The 16784-nt window shown below is 40.7% G+C and carries 19 protein-coding genes; 6 read left to right on the top strand and 13 right to left on the bottom strand.

Annotation, left to right across the window (positions count from 1 at the left end; genetic code table 11):
* The first annotated feature begins 152 nt into the window (after positions 1–152).
* The 5 genes from hypD (at position 153) to hypB (ending at position 3907) form a co-directional block, all read left to right on the top strand.
* Positions 153–1337 (top strand): hydrogenase formation protein HypD, encoded by a 1185-nt coding sequence (gene hypD / locus H6H03_RS28615; protein ID WP_190958443.1) that lies wholly within the window; start codon positions 153–155, stop codon positions 1335–1337.
* 31 nt (positions 1338–1368) lie between these two features.
* Positions 1369–1584, top strand: a complete 216-nt coding sequence (locus tag H6H03_RS28610) for a tautomerase family protein (RefSeq protein WP_096534655.1) — start codon at positions 1369–1371, stop codon at positions 1582–1584.
* Between the two features lie 69 nt (positions 1585–1653).
* On the top strand, positions 1654–2700 hold the full coding sequence (hypE, locus tag H6H03_RS28605; protein ID WP_190958442.1) for a hydrogenase expression/formation protein HypE: 1047 nt from the start codon (positions 1654–1656) through the stop codon (positions 2698–2700).
* Positions 2701–2720: 20 nt separating this feature from the next.
* A complete protein-coding gene (gene hypA, locus H6H03_RS28600; RefSeq protein ID WP_190958441.1) occupies positions 2721–3062 on the top strand; it encodes a hydrogenase maturation nickel metallochaperone HypA in 342 nt (113 codons plus the stop codon).
* Positions 3053–3907 (top strand): hydrogenase nickel incorporation protein HypB, encoded by an 855-nt coding sequence (gene hypB / locus H6H03_RS28595; RefSeq protein ID WP_190958440.1) that lies wholly within the window; start codon positions 3053–3055, stop codon positions 3905–3907. The genes hypA and hypB overlap by 10 nt, the downstream gene beginning before the upstream one ends.
* 63 nt (positions 3908–3970) lie before the next feature.
* Here the strand turns inward: hypB and H6H03_RS28590 are convergent, their stop codons facing one another.
* The 7 genes from H6H03_RS28590 to H6H03_RS28560 all read right to left on the bottom strand — a co-directional run bounded on the left by H6H03_RS28590 (position 3971) and on the right by H6H03_RS28560 (position 8398).
* Complete coding sequence (locus H6H03_RS28590) at positions 3971–4819, bottom strand: Rpn family recombination-promoting nuclease/putative transposase (RefSeq protein ID WP_190958439.1); 849 nt, start codon at positions 4817–4819, stop codon at positions 3971–3973.
* A gap of 142 nt (positions 4820–4961) precedes the next feature.
* A complete protein-coding gene (locus H6H03_RS28585) occupies positions 4962–5336 on the bottom strand; it encodes a hypothetical protein (protein WP_190958438.1) in 375 nt (124 codons plus the stop codon).
* Positions 5326–6333: an LLM class flavin-dependent oxidoreductase gene (locus H6H03_RS28580; protein WP_190958437.1), complete on the bottom strand. Its 1008-nt coding sequence runs from the start codon at positions 6331–6333 to the stop codon at positions 5326–5328. The genes H6H03_RS28585 and H6H03_RS28580 overlap by 11 nt, the downstream gene beginning before the upstream one ends.
* 137 nt (positions 6334–6470) lie before the next feature.
* Complete coding sequence (locus H6H03_RS28575) at positions 6471–6806, bottom strand: hypothetical protein (RefSeq protein WP_190958498.1); 336 nt, start codon at positions 6804–6806, stop codon at positions 6471–6473.
* Between the two features lie 508 nt (positions 6807–7314).
* Entirely contained in the window at positions 7315–7626 is a 312-nt protein-coding gene (locus H6H03_RS28570) for a hypothetical protein (protein ID WP_190958436.1), read from the bottom strand.
* Between the two features lie 2 nt (positions 7627–7628).
* Positions 7629–7895, bottom strand: coding sequence for a hypothetical protein (locus tag H6H03_RS28565; protein WP_190958435.1), 267 nt, complete (start codon positions 7893–7895; stop codon positions 7629–7631).
* 83 nt (positions 7896–7978) lie between these two features.
* Positions 7979–8398: a hypothetical protein gene (locus H6H03_RS28560; protein ID WP_190958434.1), complete on the bottom strand. Its 420-nt coding sequence runs from the start codon at positions 8396–8398 to the stop codon at positions 7979–7981.
* A gap of 967 nt (positions 8399–9365) precedes the next feature.
* Between H6H03_RS28560 and cysK the strand changes: the two genes are divergently transcribed.
* Positions 9366–10325: a cysteine synthase A gene (gene cysK, locus H6H03_RS28555; RefSeq protein WP_190958433.1), complete on the top strand. Its 960-nt coding sequence runs from the start codon at positions 9366–9368 to the stop codon at positions 10323–10325.
* Between the two features lie 348 nt (positions 10326–10673).
* Here cysK and H6H03_RS28550 read toward each other — a convergent pair whose 3' ends face one another.
* The 6 genes from H6H03_RS28550 to H6H03_RS28525 form a co-directional block, all read right to left on the bottom strand.
* Positions 10674–11186, bottom strand: a complete 513-nt coding sequence (locus tag H6H03_RS28550; RefSeq protein ID WP_190958432.1) for an ArsC/Spx/MgsR family protein — start codon at positions 11184–11186, stop codon at positions 10674–10676.
* Positions 11187–11301: 115 nt separating this feature from the next.
* Complete coding sequence (locus H6H03_RS28545) at positions 11302–11913, bottom strand: cysteine dioxygenase family protein (RefSeq protein ID WP_190958431.1); 612 nt, start codon at positions 11911–11913, stop codon at positions 11302–11304.
* A gap of 297 nt (positions 11914–12210) precedes the next feature.
* Positions 12211–12696: a hypothetical protein gene (locus tag H6H03_RS28540; protein WP_190958430.1), complete on the bottom strand. Its 486-nt coding sequence runs from the start codon at positions 12694–12696 to the stop codon at positions 12211–12213.
* A gap of 109 nt (positions 12697–12805) precedes the next feature.
* On the bottom strand, positions 12806–13402 hold the full coding sequence (locus H6H03_RS28535) for a cytochrome c oxidase subunit 3 (protein WP_190958429.1): 597 nt from the start codon (positions 13400–13402) through the stop codon (positions 12806–12808).
* Positions 13403–13583: 181 nt separating this feature from the next.
* The gene (gene ctaD, locus H6H03_RS28530; protein ID WP_190958428.1) at positions 13584–15275 is read right to left on the bottom strand and encodes a cytochrome c oxidase subunit I; all 1692 of its coding nucleotides are present in this window, start codon (positions 15273–15275) and stop codon (positions 13584–13586) included.
* A gap of 129 nt (positions 15276–15404) precedes the next feature.
* The gene (locus H6H03_RS28525; RefSeq protein ID WP_190958427.1) at positions 15405–16385 is read right to left on the bottom strand and encodes a cytochrome c oxidase subunit II; all 981 of its coding nucleotides are present in this window, start codon (positions 16383–16385) and stop codon (positions 15405–15407) included.
* Positions 16386–16784: the final 399 nt, after the last annotated feature.

The raw sequence follows: 16784 nt of genomic DNA, 5'->3' as shown, positions 1-16784 counted from the left end.
GTTTCCCGACTTGTTCGCGCAGCGTCTCCGACAGGAGAAGCAAGTGGTGTAGCGCAGAGGCGCAGAGAGGTAAAGAGAGAATTTTGACAATAAGTCTAATCAGTCTTTTGCTTCCTTTGTGGTTCGTTTCAAAAAACTATGGTTCTATTCTTATGAAATACGTTGATGAATTCCGCGAAAGAGAAAAGGCTGAAGCTTTACGTCGGGAAATTGCAAAATTGTGCGAGGAAATAGAAAAACCTCTCAAAATTATGGAGGTATGTGGCGGGCATACTCACTCTATATTTAAATATGGTATTGAAGAAATTTTACCCGATCGCATTGAATTAATTCACGGGCCTGGTTGTCCAGTATGCGTTATGCCAAAAGGGAGATTAGATGATGCGATCGCTATCTCTCAAAATCCTAACGTCATCTTTACCACATTTGGCGACGCTATGCGAGTTCCTGGTTCTAAAACCAGTTTACTGCAAGCCAGGGCGCAAGGCGCAGACATCCGTATGGTGTACTCTCCTCTAGATAGCTTGCAAATTGCCAAGCATAACCCCGACAAAGAAGTAGTTTTCTTCGCCTTAGGTTTTGAAACCACAGCCCCCAGCACCGCCTTCACCATTCTGCAAGCCGCAGCTGAAGAAATTCCTAACTTCAGTATGTTTTGCAACCATGTCCTTGTAATTCCCGCCCTCAAAGCACTATTAGATAATCCCGATTTGCAACTTGATGGATTTGTCGGGCCTGGCCATGTCAGCATGGTAATTGGCACTGACCCTTATGAATTTATTTCCCAACAATATAATAAACCAATTGTCGTTTCAGGATTTGAACCTTTAGATATTCTTCAATCAATTTGGATGCTTTTGCAACAACTAGTAGAAAATCGTTGCGAAGTTGAGAATCAATATAATCGAATTGTTCAAAAAGCTGGAAATAAAGTAGCATTAGAAGCCATCAATAAAGTGTTTGCTGTACGAGATACTTTTGATTGGCGCGGTTTGGGCGATATTCCCTGTTCAGGATTAAAAATTCAACCTGAATACGCTCAATTTGATGCCGAACTTAAATTTACCATTCCTAATCTCAAAGTAGCTGACCATAAAGCTTGTAAATGTGGAGAAATTCTCAAAGGAGTATTAAAACCTTGGGAATGCAAAGTATTTGGTACAGCTTGTACACCGGAAACACCAATTGGCACTTGTATGGTATCTTCTGAAGGTGCTTGTGCAGCCTATTACAAATATGGACGCCTCTCTACAATGGCTAAAAAAACAATAGCTGAAAAACCAAAAGCAACCATCACCCAAGAACCCCTACCTGCCTGTGGTTTCTCTTTAGACTAGCCCCAAACTATACTATTTGAGAGTAACTTCCATGCCATTTATTACAGTCCAAATTGCCAAAGGACACTCCATCGAAAAAAAGCGCCAACTAGTTAAAGCAATCACCGATGCCCTTGTCGCCACCTTAAACTCTAAACCAGAATGGATAACCATTCACATCGATGAATTTGAACGCGAAAATTGGGCAGTCGGAGGTCAACTACATTCTGATAAACATAGTGGCAGACACGAAGAAAAAGGCAGATAAAACTTCTCAATTCCCTCTTTGCGCCTCTGCGCTTCTGCGTGATATCCCCCTTAAAAAACACCTACAATAATGCACTTCCGTCGCCATAAAATCCAAGACACTCACATCACCCTCGCACATGGTAGCGGTGGTAAAGCCATGCGCGATTTAATTGACGACATCTTTGTTAATACTTTTGATAACCCAATTCTCTCCCAATTAGAAGACCAAGCAACCTTTAACTTAACCCCACTTTTACAACAAGGAGACAGACTCGCTTTTACCACAGATTCATATACTGTAGATCCTTTATTTTTTCCCGGTAGCGATATTGGAGAATTAGCCATTAACGGCACAGTTAATGATTTAGCCGTCAGTGGCGCTAAACCTTTATATCTAACTTGTAGCGTTATTTTAGAAGAAGGATTACCAGTAGAAACATTGCGACGCGTTGCAACCAGTATGAAAGCGGCCGCCACAAAAGCTGGCGTTCAAATTGTCACCGGCGACACAAAAGTTGTACATCGCGGTGCTGCTGATAAACTATTTATTAATACTGCTGGTATTGGTATCATTCCACAAGGAATTAATATTTCTGCCCAAAATATTCAATCTGGGGATGTTGTAATTATTAATGGTGAATTAGGCAATCATGGGGCAGCAATTTTAATTGCCCGTGGAGAACTAGCTTTAGAAACTAATATTGAAAGTGACTGTCAGCCCTTGCATGATTTAGTACAAACTATCCTCAATGTATGTCCCCAAGTTCATGCAATGCGGGATGCAACACGCGGAGGTTTAGCGACTGTTTTAAATGAATTTGCTGTTACCTCCCATGTGGGAATTCGCCTCTACGAAGAATCTATCCCAGTGCGTGAAGAAGTGAAAGGCTTTTGCGAAATTTTGGGTTTAGATCCGTTTTATTTAGCTAACGAAGGTAAGTTAGTTGTAGTGGCGAAAAGAGGGTATGCTGAATCTATTTTATCAGCGATGAAATCGCACCCAGCAGGAAAAGATGCTTGTATTATTGGTGAAGTTATTACCTCACCTCCAGGTATAGTTTTGTTAAAAACAATTTTCGGTGCTGAACGTATTGTTGATATGTTAGTAGGCGACCAATTGCCACGAATTTGTTAATATTTAAGATACTTTTTTATATGCATGAATTAGGAATTACCCAAAATATCGTAGCAATTGTAGCTGAACACGCCAAAGGTGCAAAAGTACAACGAGTTTCCTTAGAAATTGGCGAACTTTCTGCTATTATGCCCGATGCCATCCGATTTTGTTTTGATATTTGCACTCAAGGTACAGTTTTAGAAGGGGCGACATTAGAAATTTTGGAAATTCCTGGTTTGGCGCGATGTCAGCAATGCGGTGCAGAAATTTATCTAGATAAACCATTTGGTATCTGTAACTGCGGTAACGTGAAATTAGATTTAATATCTGGTGAAGAACTCAAAATTAAAGAAATTGAAATAGAGGAATTATGTGTGTAACCTGCGGTTGTTCTGATGAAGGCGAAACCAAAATTACTAATCTAGAAATAAGTGAAGCTGAACATAATCATCAACATACTCACAGTCATACTTTAGCTGATGGCACTGTGATTACTCATTCCCACAGTCACGATACTCACACAGAACCATCTCAAGTTCATGCCAAAATACATGGCACAACTATATCTTTAGAACAAGATATATTAGCAAAAAATAATTTAATAGCAGCCCAAAACCGCGGATGGTTTAAAGGTCGAAATATCCTCGCTTTAAATTTAATGAGTTCTCCTGGCGCTGGAAAAACAACTCTTTTAACTCGCACTATCAATGATTTAAAACATCAAGTATCTATTAGCGTCATCGAAGGCGACCAAGAAACTACTAATGATGCTAAAAAAATTCAAGAAACAGGTTGTAAAGTCATCCAAATCAATACCGGAACAGGTTGTCATTTAGATGCATCAATGATAGACAGGGGTTTACAGCAACTAAACCCCCCTTTGAATTCAGTTGTCATGATTGAAAATGTGGGAAATTTAGTTTGTCCAGCTTTATTTGATTTAGGAGAACTTTCTAAAGTAGTAATTCTCTCTGTCACGGAAGGCGAAGATAAGCCGATAAAATACCCTCACATGTTCCGTGCTAGTGACATCATGATTCTGACTAAAATTGATTTGCTGCCTTACGTGCAATTTGATGTGCAAAAGTGCATAGAATACGCAAAGCAAATTAATCCCAAAATGCAGATTTTTCAAGTTTCTGCAACTACTGGGGTGGGGTTAGATAATTGGTATAAATGGCTAACTGAAAAGATAACAAATATGTCAGCAGTAATTACGGCGTGAACGGAATAATACCCACTTTGTGTGAAATTATAAAAATAGCCGCCAGCCTTTTCAACTAAGAAATTACTCACAAATTCGCTGTAATTCTTCAACTGTATTCAGCATTTTAATAGCCTGCTGAATCTCTTTTAATCGCTGTAAATCTGTAATTTGGTAAATCATTGGCATTAAATCTAAGCCAGGAGTGCCAAATTTAATTTCCAGTGCTAATTCAATACCTGAATATAATTCCTCTCGTCGTCCCCGTGCTTCTCCTTCACGTAAAATTTCTTGATACCAAGGCGACTCACGCAATACAGTCATATCCCACCTCATAATTTCTTGTACTAGGGCACTCTCTATTACAAACGTAGCAAAAAAGGCCAAAACTGTTTCCAGTTGATTTAATTGTTCGTCTGCACGTAGAACTTGCAAGGCTTCTCGAATTATAACTTCGTTTTCGCCACCTTTGAGGATGGGTACAAAGGGAAGTAAGGATGGTAATGGTGTCTCGAATACAGTATTTACATCAACTTCCCAGAGGTTAATTACTCGATAATCTTGAGTTGCTTTTAAACCTGCCACATTTGATGTATACGTTGTAGGTATTTCTGTGTTAGTTCCTTTGAGAATGTTAATTAATACTGGATAGGTAAGTAAATTATATTTTTCTTCAGCCAGTGCTGCATAAGCACGCATTCGTCGTGGCATTTCGGGTTTATAGCGCAGTTGTAATTCATTAATAACAAGAAACTTTCCGTACTGAGGATTTTCAACGCGGATGAGTACATCACTTTGCCTACTCAGCCATTGAAATTCTGAGTTGAGAATTTCACCTACGATAACGTCGGGAATTTGTGTTACCCATTTCACCCAATTCTCGGGTGCAAGACTAATTAAGCGTTTAGTGCTGACATCAGCAGGTTTGGACATAAGCTAGATATAAAGAAAGTAGAGGCACAAAGAAATTTTATAACTTGAAAAAGCTAAAATATCAAAATAAATAATTCTTTCCAAATGAAAACACCCTGTACTCTAAAAGTACAGAGTGTGAGACAATATGATGTTTATCGACCTAAAGCCAATCTCGATAAGCTGAGATTTCATGAACGCCAATTTCAAAGGGCATTCCTTTACCAAATGGTGGATAGACGCGAATTTTGGCGTTAGTAGAAAATCTCTCTAAGCGATTACCTAACTGGGGAATATTGCTAACAATATGCCAGTAAGATACTATGTCGGGGCAATCAATAATTAATGTGAGAATGTTGGCATTTGTTGTCAAATACCACTGACAATTAGATAACAGTACTCGCGTAATGCGATCGCAGGCTAAAAAAAAGCATCTGCCTGTAGACTGTTCTAACTCCATCTGCAACATTCCATCCTCTCTTGTTACCTCAGTTGGAGGTAAATCATCGGGAGGTAGCAGGTATAATTTAGAAGACATAATTTCGCACCTCTTGGTTGTAGCGCGTCAAACTCTCCAGGTTTTTTTGCACATCTAAAGATGAGGGTTTGAGTGCTAACGTACCTAAGTTTAATTCGTCCTGAAATTTTTTGATTTTGTCTCGACAAGTCTCCACATCACCGATAATTGAGTTTTCAATCAAATAGTCTTCATCGAAACAAATATTTGTGCGGTCGAATGGTTTTTGGTTGGGATTCGCACTATTTTGCATTACTTCGGTCGAATTAGCTTTCATTTTTTGGCTGAATTTGCGAATGAAAGGTAACGCTTCACTCACTGCCTCATCGTTAGTTTTGCCAACATAAAAGAAGCGTGCCAGCACAAAGTTTTCTGTACCACTAGCATTTAACGCTTGATATTTGGCAATGGTACTTTTCAATCTCTGTAGGGAGAACGGCGGGCCACCCATTAAACTGAAGGAATGTTTGGCGGCAAACTCGATACCATCATCACCACCAGTGGCAACATAGACGGGAATTTTTTGTTGCAATGGTTTGGGGTAAATTGTTAGGCGATCGCATTGATAATATTGCCCATTAAATGATACGTTAGTTTCATATAAAAGCTTCTCAATCAATGCCATCGACTCTAACATTTTCGGACGCGATTCATTCATTGGCGTTGCAAAATGCTTGTTTTGTTGAGGGAAAGGCCCTCCTTTGGCAACTCCAAATAATAATCGTCCATTGCACAAGTTATCCAAAGTGGCGATGTCCTCTGCTACCCGAATTGGGTTATGAAATGGCAATAACACCGCCGCTGTACCTAATTTGATAGTTGAAGTCAATCCCGCCAAGTGTGCCATTAACACTAACATGGATGGGCTAAGATTGGATTCACTAAAATGATGTTCGCTTACCCATGCTTCTTCAAAACCTAAGCTTTCTGCCTGTTTTATCAGCGTTACTTGCTCAAAAATGGCGCGACGAGCATCTTGGTGATGATTTTCGTAATTGCAGAAAATTCCAGTTTTCATTACTTGCGTTGATACTTTTTACCCACCGTGCGTGCTGGCTATTTAGTAGTCTGTCAAGACAACTTTGCTCAATTTAAAACTCTCCCACTCACCCTGAAACCGCCAATTTTAGCTTGACAAACTGGCTTGACAAACTACTAAGTAGCAACCCACTGCAACTCCAACCATAGGCGTGGATTATTTTCTTTGAGCTTCGACATTGGGTCGCGTAATAATCGCTTGGCATTGATGCAAACTACTTGCACTAGACCCATGTTATCTGCTACTTCTCGCAGTATTTCTTTGTGAGCTTGCACATAGGAAATCATTTCATCAGAGCAATAAATTCCTATATATTGCAAGCGTCTTGCAGGTCGTCCCCAAAAACAGGTGATGACTTTTACATAACACCCGTCGAGTAATTCTCCAGCTTTGGGATAGTAGTGGTTGACGACTCTTGTGAATTCTTTAGCTAAGATGTCTTCAGCAATCATTTCAACTGATATTTCTGTAGCGTCGGTCACTCTAATTTAATATAACATAATCTTGTCAATTAAATATGACAATTTACTTTATTTAACTGAAATAAAATATTAAATATGGCAATTTATTTTATAGGCAAGAGGCAATAGTAAAGAAAGTTATTTCAGTTTTAAATAGAAACTTTGTTTTACTTATGAATACTGCTGCATATTAGGGACTTCCAAGAAATAAATTATCCAAATAAACGTAGACGCATTAGCGAAGCGGTAGCGACGTTCGCGCAGCGGACGCACCAGAAGGAGCGTCAACGGCTTGCCGCAGGCTACTACAGAGAACACAGAGAAAGGAGGAATAGAGAGAGTTTTCACGTCAGTTTTGGAACATTTTTTTATTTGGAAGTCCCTTATACAAAAAGAGGTATACCTAGTTTGGTACACCTCTAATTAATTCTGAATTCTGTTAGCGTAGCCCATTCTGAATTCTGAATTCTTAATTTTTAATTTTTAATTTTTAATTTTTTTACCGGGCATTGCGTTCGCAAACTAAAACTTCAGCAACAATATCCGGTAGATTTACGAAATCTGTAAATCCTTCAGAACCATCAATCGGTGAAATAAATGTATAGTTTGGATCGCAAACTCCATTGTCATACACTTGAATAAACCAGCGATCGGGAAATCCTTCTACACCTAGTTCTACAATGTACCAACTTTCACCAATTAGCCGAGAGTTAAAGACTGTAAACCACTCTCTATTTTCTTCTGAAATGTTCCAATCTGCCATGAGTAGCTCTAAAGCTATTTGTCCGGCATCAGTTGAAGTCAACAGCATTTTTACTCCTTATTAGCAACTTCAGAGTTGGGAACTTCAGGATATAAACCCAGTTGTTTCGCTAGTTCGCGTGCTACAAAAAATAAAAATTTCGCACCATCTTGATTGCCTTCATGGGCAAACATAGTTGCTACTTGTAACATTGTTTCTACTAAACCAGAGTCAATTAATTCTGGTTGAGATTCTAAAACTTCTGGTTCATGACCATTAGGGCATTTTAATAGTTCATCAATCAGGTTAAAATACAAGTGTTGGCGTTGTTCTGTCATGGTTATTTTCTGGATTTGAAGGAACAAATTTGAAGCGTATCCAGAGAGTTTAAAATCTCTAAATAAGTCTAATAATGCCCAGTTTACTGTTCAATACTTTGCTGCCACAGCCTTTCTAACATTTCAACTTGTTCTTTTAAAACAGCAGCACGATAAACCAGATATCTGTCGTAAAAGATAATACCTACCCCAACACAAATCGGGGTTAACAAGAAGAACCATTGCAGGATAGTGCCAAGTTTATATTGCTCAGTAACAGTCAGCATTTTATTAACCAGATTTTGCTCAGAGGTTTGTGTATTAGTCTGAGGTAATGGTATATTTTCTGTCTGGGGAGTTGCAGCGATCGCCACACCAGTCTTGCTAACTTCACAGGCTAAATTCTGTGATTCTAATAACTCAATATGTCGCTCCCAAATGATGCCAAATACTACTAGCTCTGGAGAAAGTACCGCTAAGGTAACTACGCAAACTGTAAGAACATTTAAAAATTTGGCTTTCATCTTGTCTCCCTTGCCAGGTAGTATACACCCAGTAAGAAAATATCTTTATCAAGCAGGGAATAGAGAACAGAGAACAGAGTTAAAAGTCTCTTGAGATTATGGCTTTGTTCTTAAAAGTTATACCTCATTTCCTGTAATCTGTTATCTTTCTACTTTTCAAACAGTTCTGATGCTAAAATATGTGTAGAAGGTAATTTTATAACTATTAATTGTCAGTTATTTCTCTAATTACGGCTGACCATTAATCATTGACAAAATACCAAACTTTTCACAAATAGTAGGAATCTTTACTTAGAAATAACGCCCTCATATCCTGAAATGTAATTTCATCCTACTCTCAAAAGAGAGATTAAGAAGTCCCCCCTAGTTCACTAAGCTTTCGCTTAGGAATGTTGGGGGGTAGAGGGGAATCTCTGCGTAAATCCTATACGATTTATATCAGCCACCTCTACACAAAACAGTTTACCCCAGCCCCGTTAAGATTATTAAATTCATTAAAACAGTACTCAAAGTCTGTAATGCTTGCTCAATAAGTATTTTAAAAATTCATTGGGGTATGGGTGCTAGTGTTTTTCAAAAGGGGTTCTAGTATTTTCGAGGTGGGGTTCTGGTGTGTGGAGTACTCAACTTCAAAGCAATGTAGGCAAGGATTAAAGACTATTTTTTGGAAAACTTTGCTCGGATAAAATCTGTACTCAAAACAAAAAATTAATGTCTGTTGATAAGGATAGACTCAAGAAATAGAAAAAGCAATTAAATTGTTTCAGGTTAATTCATATTTTCATAACAAATTGAATTCTAGCGACTAACATTTTGAAAAAGTTCTTCTGAAACTTATATATTGTGTGTTTCAGTTAAAATACATGGCATATACACTCGCTGGCACTCAACTACAAAACCAATACACAAAAGCTTATTGTTATAAATAGATACTTTGCACTAAGATTTAGGATTTTAGGAGTAAATAATGCGGATTGCTAAAGACGTAACAGAACTTATTGGACGAACTCCTTTAGTTGAACTGAACAAAATTCCTCAAGCTGAGGGAGTAGTTGCAAGAATAATTGTCAAACTCGAAGGTATGAACCCAGCCGCTTCGGTGAAAGACCGCATTGGCTTAAATATGGTACTTGCGGCTGAAGCAGACGGTTTAATTCAACCTGGAAAAACCATTTTAGTAGAGCCTACCTCAGGTAATACAGGAATTGCTTTAGCAATGGTGGCAGCCGCACGGGGCTACAAGTTAATTTTGACAATGCCTGAAACCATGAGCAGCGAACGACGGGCTATGCTCAGAGCTTATGGCGCATCGTTAGAGTTGACACCAGGTACAGAGGGAATGCGGGGAGCAATCAAAAAAGCTGAAGAAATTGTCGCTAATACTGCCGATGCTTATATGCTGCAACAATTCCGCAACCCTGCCAATCCCAAAATTCACCGCGAAACCACCGCCGAAGAAATTTGGGCTGATACAGATGGGGAAGTGGATATTGTAATTGCCGGAGTAGGTACCGGTGGGACGATTACAGGGATTGCAGAGGTAATTAAAAGCCGCAAGCCGACTTTCCAAGCGATCGCAGTTGAACCCAGCAACAGCCCAGTACTCTCAGGTGGTGAAGCCGGGCCCCATAGAATTCAAGGCATTGGCGCTGGATTTGTCCCAGATGTTCTGCGCTTAGAGTTGGTTGATGAGGTAATTAGAGTCAGCGACGATCAAGCGATCGCATTTGGACGACGCTTAGCAAAAGAAGAAGGCTTATTGTCTGGAATCTCCTCTGGTGCTGCTTTGTGCGCCGCCATTCAAGTAGGTAAACGTAAAGAAAATGCCGGAAAGTTAATCGTGATGATTCAACCTTCCTTCGGCGAACGCTACCTCAGCACCCCCATGTTTCAAGACTTGTCCTTAGAAACTGCCGACGTTCGTTAAAAAAATATAGAGTAAGGGCATAGCATTGTTTATACGTGTCAACTTAACGTGAAACACTTGTAAAGATGTGATAGATATTCAGTTCTCTCACTTACTATGAAAATCCGCGTCACCCCACCCCGGTTTTGTCTAAAGCCAAAACCGCCCCCCTTGGCAAGGGGAGGGGTTGGGGGTGGGTTAAAACGCATCTGGGATAAGCGTTTGAGCTTAAGTTGGCACCAATAAGCATTGGTGTGCCCTTAACCCGTGGTTGAAAAATCTTCTAAAGAAACAACGTCTTAATTTTTGCAGGCCGATGCAATCAAATTTCAGAACGTTGCTTTTAGACAACGTTAAAAACCATCATCACTAATGGCTACAGCCGCCTTGTTCTTTGTGTTGTTCGCCGTGATGCTTACAGCCACCTTCGTGATGATGGTCATGATGACCGTGCTTGCCATTGTGGGCGCAGCCTTGCAAATCCTGATTCATCAGATTTTCGCTCATTTCTCGGAAAGACTCATCCACAGGCTTTAAGCCAATCCAAGCATCAATCTTTTCAACATCAAATCCTACCTCACGGCGATCGCCTACTTGTAATAAAGGACGGCGAATCAACAGCGGATCTCTCAACATCTGTATCAAAGCAGTTTCGGCATCGATTTTTTCCGGAACTATCTCACCAGATTTTACCCGTGGAGAAGAACGATTAAACCAGTCGGCTACGGGGCGATCGCCAAAAAATGAACGCAACCTCTCAACTGTCCAAGGTTCAGTTAGCAAGTCGTATGCTACGACTTCATGACCAGCAGCTGTGAGCAAAACTTTTTGCTTAGTACCACCTTTACAGCCTGGTTTACTATAAAAAATTACTCTTGCCATACAACTACCTCCATAACAATTCGTAATTCGTAATTAAGAACCTGACACATCCGTGGGTGAAGAGAAGACGCGATTCATCGCGTCTCTACAAGGAATTCTGAATTCTGAATTCTCTTTAAAAATTCTTCGCTTTCTGGGTAAGAAAGTCAAACTCAAATCTTTCTTTCGGATCGGTTTCACCGTAAATGTTAAAAGTCACAGTGGGTTCATCGCCCAGTGCTTCTACACAGTGAATTGCATCGGGAGTAAAGCTAATAATATCTCCTGGAAACAGAGTTAGTTCTCCCGTATATTCAATTTTGTCTTCAGATTCTGAACTCTGAGTGCGTTGCCAAAAAGTATTTTTTTCCTGACCTTTTAACACCGCCACTACTCCCCACGTTCCATGATTATGAATAGTTGATTTGGTTCCTGGTGCAAATGTTACTGTTTGCACGGTCAACGGAAAACCCAATTCATCGTATAGGAGTAAAACAGAGGTTCCAGTTTTGGGAGAAGGTTCTAAATACTGACTCCGCACCCAGTAGGAATTGACGATCAAGCGCCTAACAAGCATCCGAATTTCTGGCAAACAACTCGATTCATCCTCCACATTATTGAGAACATCTTCCACCTCAGTTAAAAACCGATAAACGCGGTAATTATCTCTCAATAAATCCCATGCTCTCACAGATTTACAGGCTTGATACTGACCGTCTCCCGTTAATAGCCAATCCCTACCTTTCATAACTGTCAAAATCTCATTTGAGAAGATTGGATGATAATAATCGGAGAAACATTAGGAACACTACCTACAAATGGTGTAGTAGGTATGTAGATCGGAGGAATGATAGAGTTATTATTACTCGCAGTTCCCAAAAGGGGATAAGACGAAGATGAAGTAGATAACCAATTGTTCATGAATGTTCACCTTGATTGAATAAAAGGGGATTGGGCATTAGGCATTAGGCATTGGTTATTCTTTCTTGCTCTGCTTCCTCACTTTCTCATCCCCATGCTCTATGCCCTATTCCCCATACATTAATTAATCGTCTTCTTCTGCTGGACGTGTCAAAATATCTAGGAGAATTCCGGCTCCGAAATCATGCTTTTCGTCTATCTCTTTGACTTTGATACTGATTTCTTTTGCTTGGTCTATTGCTCCTAACTTTGCTAGAACTAATCCAGAGGCCGCATAAGCATTCAAGTACAATCGAATTTGTGGATCTTCCTTGCGATTGACCAATATAGGCTTAAGTTGCTCCCAGTCGTCAGGGAATTTTTCTAGTTCTTTAATTTTATCTAATAATTTCGTTGTTGTTTGCAGTGCAAGAGAATAATTATTTTTATAGTAAAAAAATCTATATGCTGCTACTAAAACATCTGTATTTTCACCAGTTTTAGCTAATGCTTGTTGAATATATTTTTCAGATTCTGATGTATTTTCCCAACTTTGTGCAGCTAAAATTAATAAATTTTTGATATCATCAGGAACCTGAAACCATGAGAACTTATTTGTATCGAGTTGCATAATAAATTGATTGGTGAGGAAGTAAGAGGCAAGAGGCAATAGGCAATAAGCAATAGTAAAAAACTAGTAAGAATTACCAATGCCCCATGCCCCATGCCCCATGCCCAATTTAAAACAAGGCTAGAATGTACACCAAAGTGAAAAGAACAATCCAAATAATGTCTACGAAGTGCCAGTAAATTTCTGCCATTTCGATGAAGGTGTGATTTTTGGCAGTATATAGACCGGGACGGCGCGATCGCCACAACACAGCTAATATTAATAACAGTCCCACAAACACGTGCAAACCGTGGAAGCCTGTCATTAAATAAAAGCAGTTGGCGAAGACATTGGTAGTCATGCCGTAGCCTAAAGTTGCGTACTCATAAGCCTGACCAATCAAGAAAATTGCTCCCATGATGGCAGTAATTGTGTACCACAGTTGCATTCCCTTGACATTATTCTTTTTAATCGCTGTATCACCGAAGTGAATCACGAAACTGCTAGACACCAGAATAATGGTGTTAATCGTCGGCACGAATAACTCTACTTCTGTTCCTTCCGGAGGCCAAACCGCCGTACTGCTGCGGAAAAACAAATAGGTGGCAAAAAATCCGCCGAACATCAGGGATTCAGAGACGAGGAATGTTAACAGTCCCCAAACTCTTAAATCTGGATGTTCTTCGTGATGTCCTGCACTTTCATGTTCTGTTGTAGCTATAGTCATAGATTTGTTGGCAATATTACCCGTTGCGTGTGTTTTTAAACGCAGAGGAACGCAAAGTAAACGCAAAGGTACGCAGAGAATTTACTAAGTGGTAACGAATACAAACTTTGCGAACCTCTGCGCTTACCTCAGCGCCCCTCTGCGTTTAAATTTCAACTCTCAATTCACCACAAAAGCTCTACTAAACACTGGCTTCCGGTGCCGCTGCTGGCTGTACTTCATTACTATGCCCATGACCGTAGTCATAAGGGCCGTGAGTGACAACTGGCAACACTTCCCAGTTTTCAATGGCGGGTGGCGAGCTAGTTGTCCATTCTAAGGTCAAACCTTGCCAAGGATTATCCCCTGCTGGCTGTCCCTTAATCCAGCTTTGAATAATGTTGATGGCGAAGGGAATTACTGATATACCCAAAACAAATGAACCAAAGGTACAAATTTGATTGAGGTCAATAAATTGGGGGTCATACATTGCAACTCTTCGCGGCATTCCTTGTAAACCCAATTCGTGCATGGGTAGGAAGGTTAAATTCGTGCCGATTAAGGTGAGGAAAAAGTGAATGCGTCCCCAGGTTTCATTCAACATCCGTCCGGTCATTTTGGGGAACCAGTGATAAATACCGGCATAAATGCCAAACACGGAACCGCCAAATAGAACGTAGTGGAAGTGCGCGACTACATAATATGTGTCGTGGACGTGAACATCAAAGGGGGCTGTTCCCATTGTCACGCCGCTTAAGCCGCCCATCACAAACATGGATAACAAGCCAATGGCGAAAAGCATGGCGCTGGTGAAGCGAATTTTACCACCCCAAAGGGTAGCAACCCAGCCGAATATCTTGACGCCAGTGGGAACGGCAACAAGTAAGGTGGAGATGGTGAAGAACATCCGCATCCATCCGGGTGTACCGCTGGTAAACATGTGGTGTACCCAGACGAATAAACCGACAACGCAGATGGCTACACTGGAATAAGCGATCGCTTTATAACCAAAAATCGGCTTACGGGCGTGTACTGGAATCACTTCGGACATAATGCCGAAAATGGGCAGAATCATTAAATATACTGCCGGGTGGGAATAAAACCAGAATAAGTGTTGGTAGATTACAACGTTACCGCCTGCATCTGGTTTAAAGAAGGATGTGCCAAAGTTGAGGTCAAACAATAACAGAATTAAACCTGCTGCTAATACAGGTGTGGAGAGAAGCGCCAGAATGGAAGTTGCCAAGATTGCCCAGCAAAACAGGGGTACTTGATCCCATTTCATGCTAGGAACCTTCATCATCAAAATGGTGATGACAAAGTTCAGCGAACCCAAAATTGAGGAAGTTCCCACCAAAACGATCGCCAATATCCACATTGTTTGGGCGATGGGTGCTGTCACCAAGCTCAAGGGTGGATAAGCTGTCCAACCTGATTGCGAACCGCCAAATAGGAAACTACCTAATATCAGCGCACCTGCTGGTGGGTTTAACCAAAAGGCGATCGCATTTAGCTTCGGGAAAGCCATATCCCTAGCACCAACCATCAAGGGTACTAAGAAGTTACCAAAACCCCCGATGGCGCTAGGCACAATCCACAGGAAGATCATAATCGTCCCGTGATTTGTCATGAAAGCGTTATACAGATTTGGGTCTAGCCAATCTGCATCAGGTGTTGCTAATTCGACGCGGATGGCCATTGCCATCAGTCCACCGATGAGATAGAACACAAACGCTGTAACAAGATATTGGATACCAATAACCTTGTGGTCAATATTAAATGTGAAATAATCTTGCCATTTCCACGCCTGTTGATGAGAGGTGTGGGCGATGGCCAGAGTTTCTGGTTTCTTTTCTTCTGGTGGAGTGTTCGGTGGAAATTCTACCTGTGTCATATTTTTTCCTGCTATGCAGAGTTCAAGGTCAAATGTCTAAAGTCCAAAGTAATTACGGCAGAATTGGTGAATTCAGAAGTAATACAGGCTTTAAGCCAAGATTTGAGACTTTTGACTTTTGACTATTGCCTATTGCCTATTGCCTGCCATAACCACTGACTTCAGAGTTGCAGCACTAATTCCCATATCGTGGATATGAGGAGCAAGAAACTCTGATGTTGATAACTCAGCAGGGTTAACTGCAACTACTTGATGCTGCTTTTGAGCGACTTGGTTTTCTGTCAACCAGCTTTGATATTCTTCTGGTGTGTGGACAATTACCTGTGTCCGCATCGAACCGTGGTAACCACCGCACAATTCAGCACAAACTACGGGATATGTGCCTGGTTTAGTAGCAACAAATCGCAGTTGAGTGGGAATACCGGGTAGTGCGTCTTGCTTCAGCCGGAAGTTTGGCACCCAAAATGAGTGAATTACATCAGTTGCTGAGAGGTTGAGCTGCACATCAGCACCGACGGGAATGTGCAATTCTCCGGAAGTAATGCCAGTTTCAGGATAGTTAAATATCCAAGCGTACTGCATCCCTTGGACATCAACAACTAAGTCAGCTGGTTTGCCTTCGGTAGTAGGAGAGGCACCAAAACCAATTGTCGGGGCTGTTGTTGCTTCGGGTGTGTCATTGAGAGTAGCTGCAATTGCACTCCCACTCGAATGATGAACATGAGCTACTGAATGGGGATGACCCGCAGCTTCAAAGCCTCCCATGCGGTTAAAAACATCTACGCTGTAGATGCCTAAACACAAGACAATAATTGTGGGAATTGCTGTCCAAAAAACTTCTAAAGGCAAGTTGCCTTCTACTGGTAAGCCATCGGTGTCATCTCCCCGACGCCGACGATACTTAACCAAAAAAATCACAATTGTTCCTTCTACCACCAAAAACAAAGCAATGGCGATGGTAAACATCACATTGAAAAAACCGTCTACCAAAGGCGCTTGTTGCGATGCTTGTACCGGCAGTAGAGTGTGGTTTTGACCAATCCAAATGCTAATTGCTGTGACTACTATCCCAGCAACCAGAGTCCATAGTGAAACAGGAACTTGTTGCATACATACTACCTGCTCTGTAAACCGTCTTTCAAGGTACTGGGAATTGGGAATTGGGTACTGGTGATTGGGGACTGGGAATTGGGTATTGGATATTAGAAAAACTCTTCCTTGCCTCCTCATTCCTTTGTCTCTAATTTCCAATCCCCAGTTCTTAATCCCTAGTCCCCAGTCCCCAGTCCCTCACTTCACTTAATTAACTTTCTAACGTGCAGCTAGAAAAAATGGGGGAAACTTCCAGATTTTTTTCATATCTTTCCCCCAGAAAATTTTCAATTATATTTCAACTTCTTTTCCCGGATTTCTCACAAGTGAAAAAAAAGTATTCACATAACCTCAATGACTAACAATTTTTTAATACATGAGTAATTTAGATTCAAAGGTAAAAGTCAAGTAAGCATA

It is taken from the genome of Nostoc paludosum FACHB-159, from assembly GCF_014698835.1.
GTDB lineage: Bacteria > Cyanobacteriota > Cyanobacteriia > Cyanobacteriales > Nostocaceae > Nostoc > Nostoc paludosum.
This window is presented reverse-complemented; position numbering and strand designations above follow the sequence as displayed.

Excerpts from the sequence above, each read along its gene's own strand:
- hypD (WP_190958443.1), top strand. The coding sequence starts at position 153 with ATGAAATACGTTGATGAATTCCGCGAAAGAGAAAAGGCTGAAGCTTTA.
- H6H03_RS28610 (WP_096534655.1), top strand. The coding sequence starts at position 1,369 with ATGCCATTTATTACAGTCCAAATTGCCAAAGGACACTCCATCGAAAAA.
- hypE (WP_190958442.1), top strand. The coding sequence starts at position 1,654 with ATGCACTTCCGTCGCCATAAAATCCAAGACACTCACATCACCCTCGCA.
- hypA (WP_190958441.1), top strand. The coding sequence starts at position 2,721 with ATGCATGAATTAGGAATTACCCAAAATATCGTAGCAATTGTAGCTGAA.
- hypB (WP_190958440.1), top strand. The coding sequence starts at position 3,053 with ATGTGTGTAACCTGCGGTTGTTCTGATGAAGGCGAAACCAAAATTACT.
- H6H03_RS28590 (WP_190958439.1), bottom strand. The coding sequence starts at position 4,819 with ATGTCCAAACCTGCTGATGTCAGCACTAAACGCTTAATTAGTCTTGCA.
- H6H03_RS28585 (WP_190958438.1), bottom strand. The coding sequence starts at position 5,336 with ATGTCTTCTAAATTATACCTGCTACCTCCCGATGATTTACCTCCAACT.
- H6H03_RS28580 (WP_190958437.1), bottom strand. The coding sequence starts at position 6,333 with ATGAAAACTGGAATTTTCTGCAATTACGAAAATCATCACCAAGATGCT.
- H6H03_RS28575 (WP_190958498.1), bottom strand. The coding sequence starts at position 6,806 with ATGATTGCTGAAGACATCTTAGCTAAAGAATTCACAAGAGTCGTCAAC.
- H6H03_RS28570 (WP_190958436.1), bottom strand. The coding sequence starts at position 7,626 with ATGCTGTTGACTTCAACTGATGCCGGACAAATAGCTTTAGAGCTACTC.
- H6H03_RS28565 (WP_190958435.1), bottom strand. The coding sequence starts at position 7,895 with ATGACAGAACAACGCCAACACTTGTATTTTAACCTGATTGATGAACTA.
- H6H03_RS28560 (WP_190958434.1), bottom strand. The coding sequence starts at position 8,398 with ATGAAAGCCAAATTTTTAAATGTTCTTACAGTTTGCGTAGTTACCTTA.
- cysK (WP_190958433.1), top strand. The coding sequence starts at position 9,366 with ATGCGGATTGCTAAAGACGTAACAGAACTTATTGGACGAACTCCTTTA.
- H6H03_RS28550 (WP_190958432.1), bottom strand. The coding sequence starts at position 11,186 with ATGGCAAGAGTAATTTTTTATAGTAAACCAGGCTGTAAAGGTGGTACT.
- H6H03_RS28545 (WP_190958431.1), bottom strand. The coding sequence starts at position 11,913 with ATGAAAGGTAGGGATTGGCTATTAACGGGAGACGGTCAGTATCAAGCC.
- H6H03_RS28540 (WP_190958430.1), bottom strand. The coding sequence starts at position 12,696 with ATGCAACTCGATACAAATAAGTTCTCATGGTTTCAGGTTCCTGATGAT.
- H6H03_RS28535 (WP_190958429.1), bottom strand. The coding sequence starts at position 13,402 with ATGACTATAGCTACAACAGAACATGAAAGTGCAGGACATCACGAAGAA.
- ctaD (WP_190958428.1), bottom strand. The coding sequence starts at position 15,275 with ATGACACAGGTAGAATTTCCACCGAACACTCCACCAGAAGAAAAGAAA.
- H6H03_RS28525 (WP_190958427.1), bottom strand. The coding sequence starts at position 16,385 with ATGCAACAAGTTCCTGTTTCACTATGGACTCTGGTTGCTGGGATAGTA.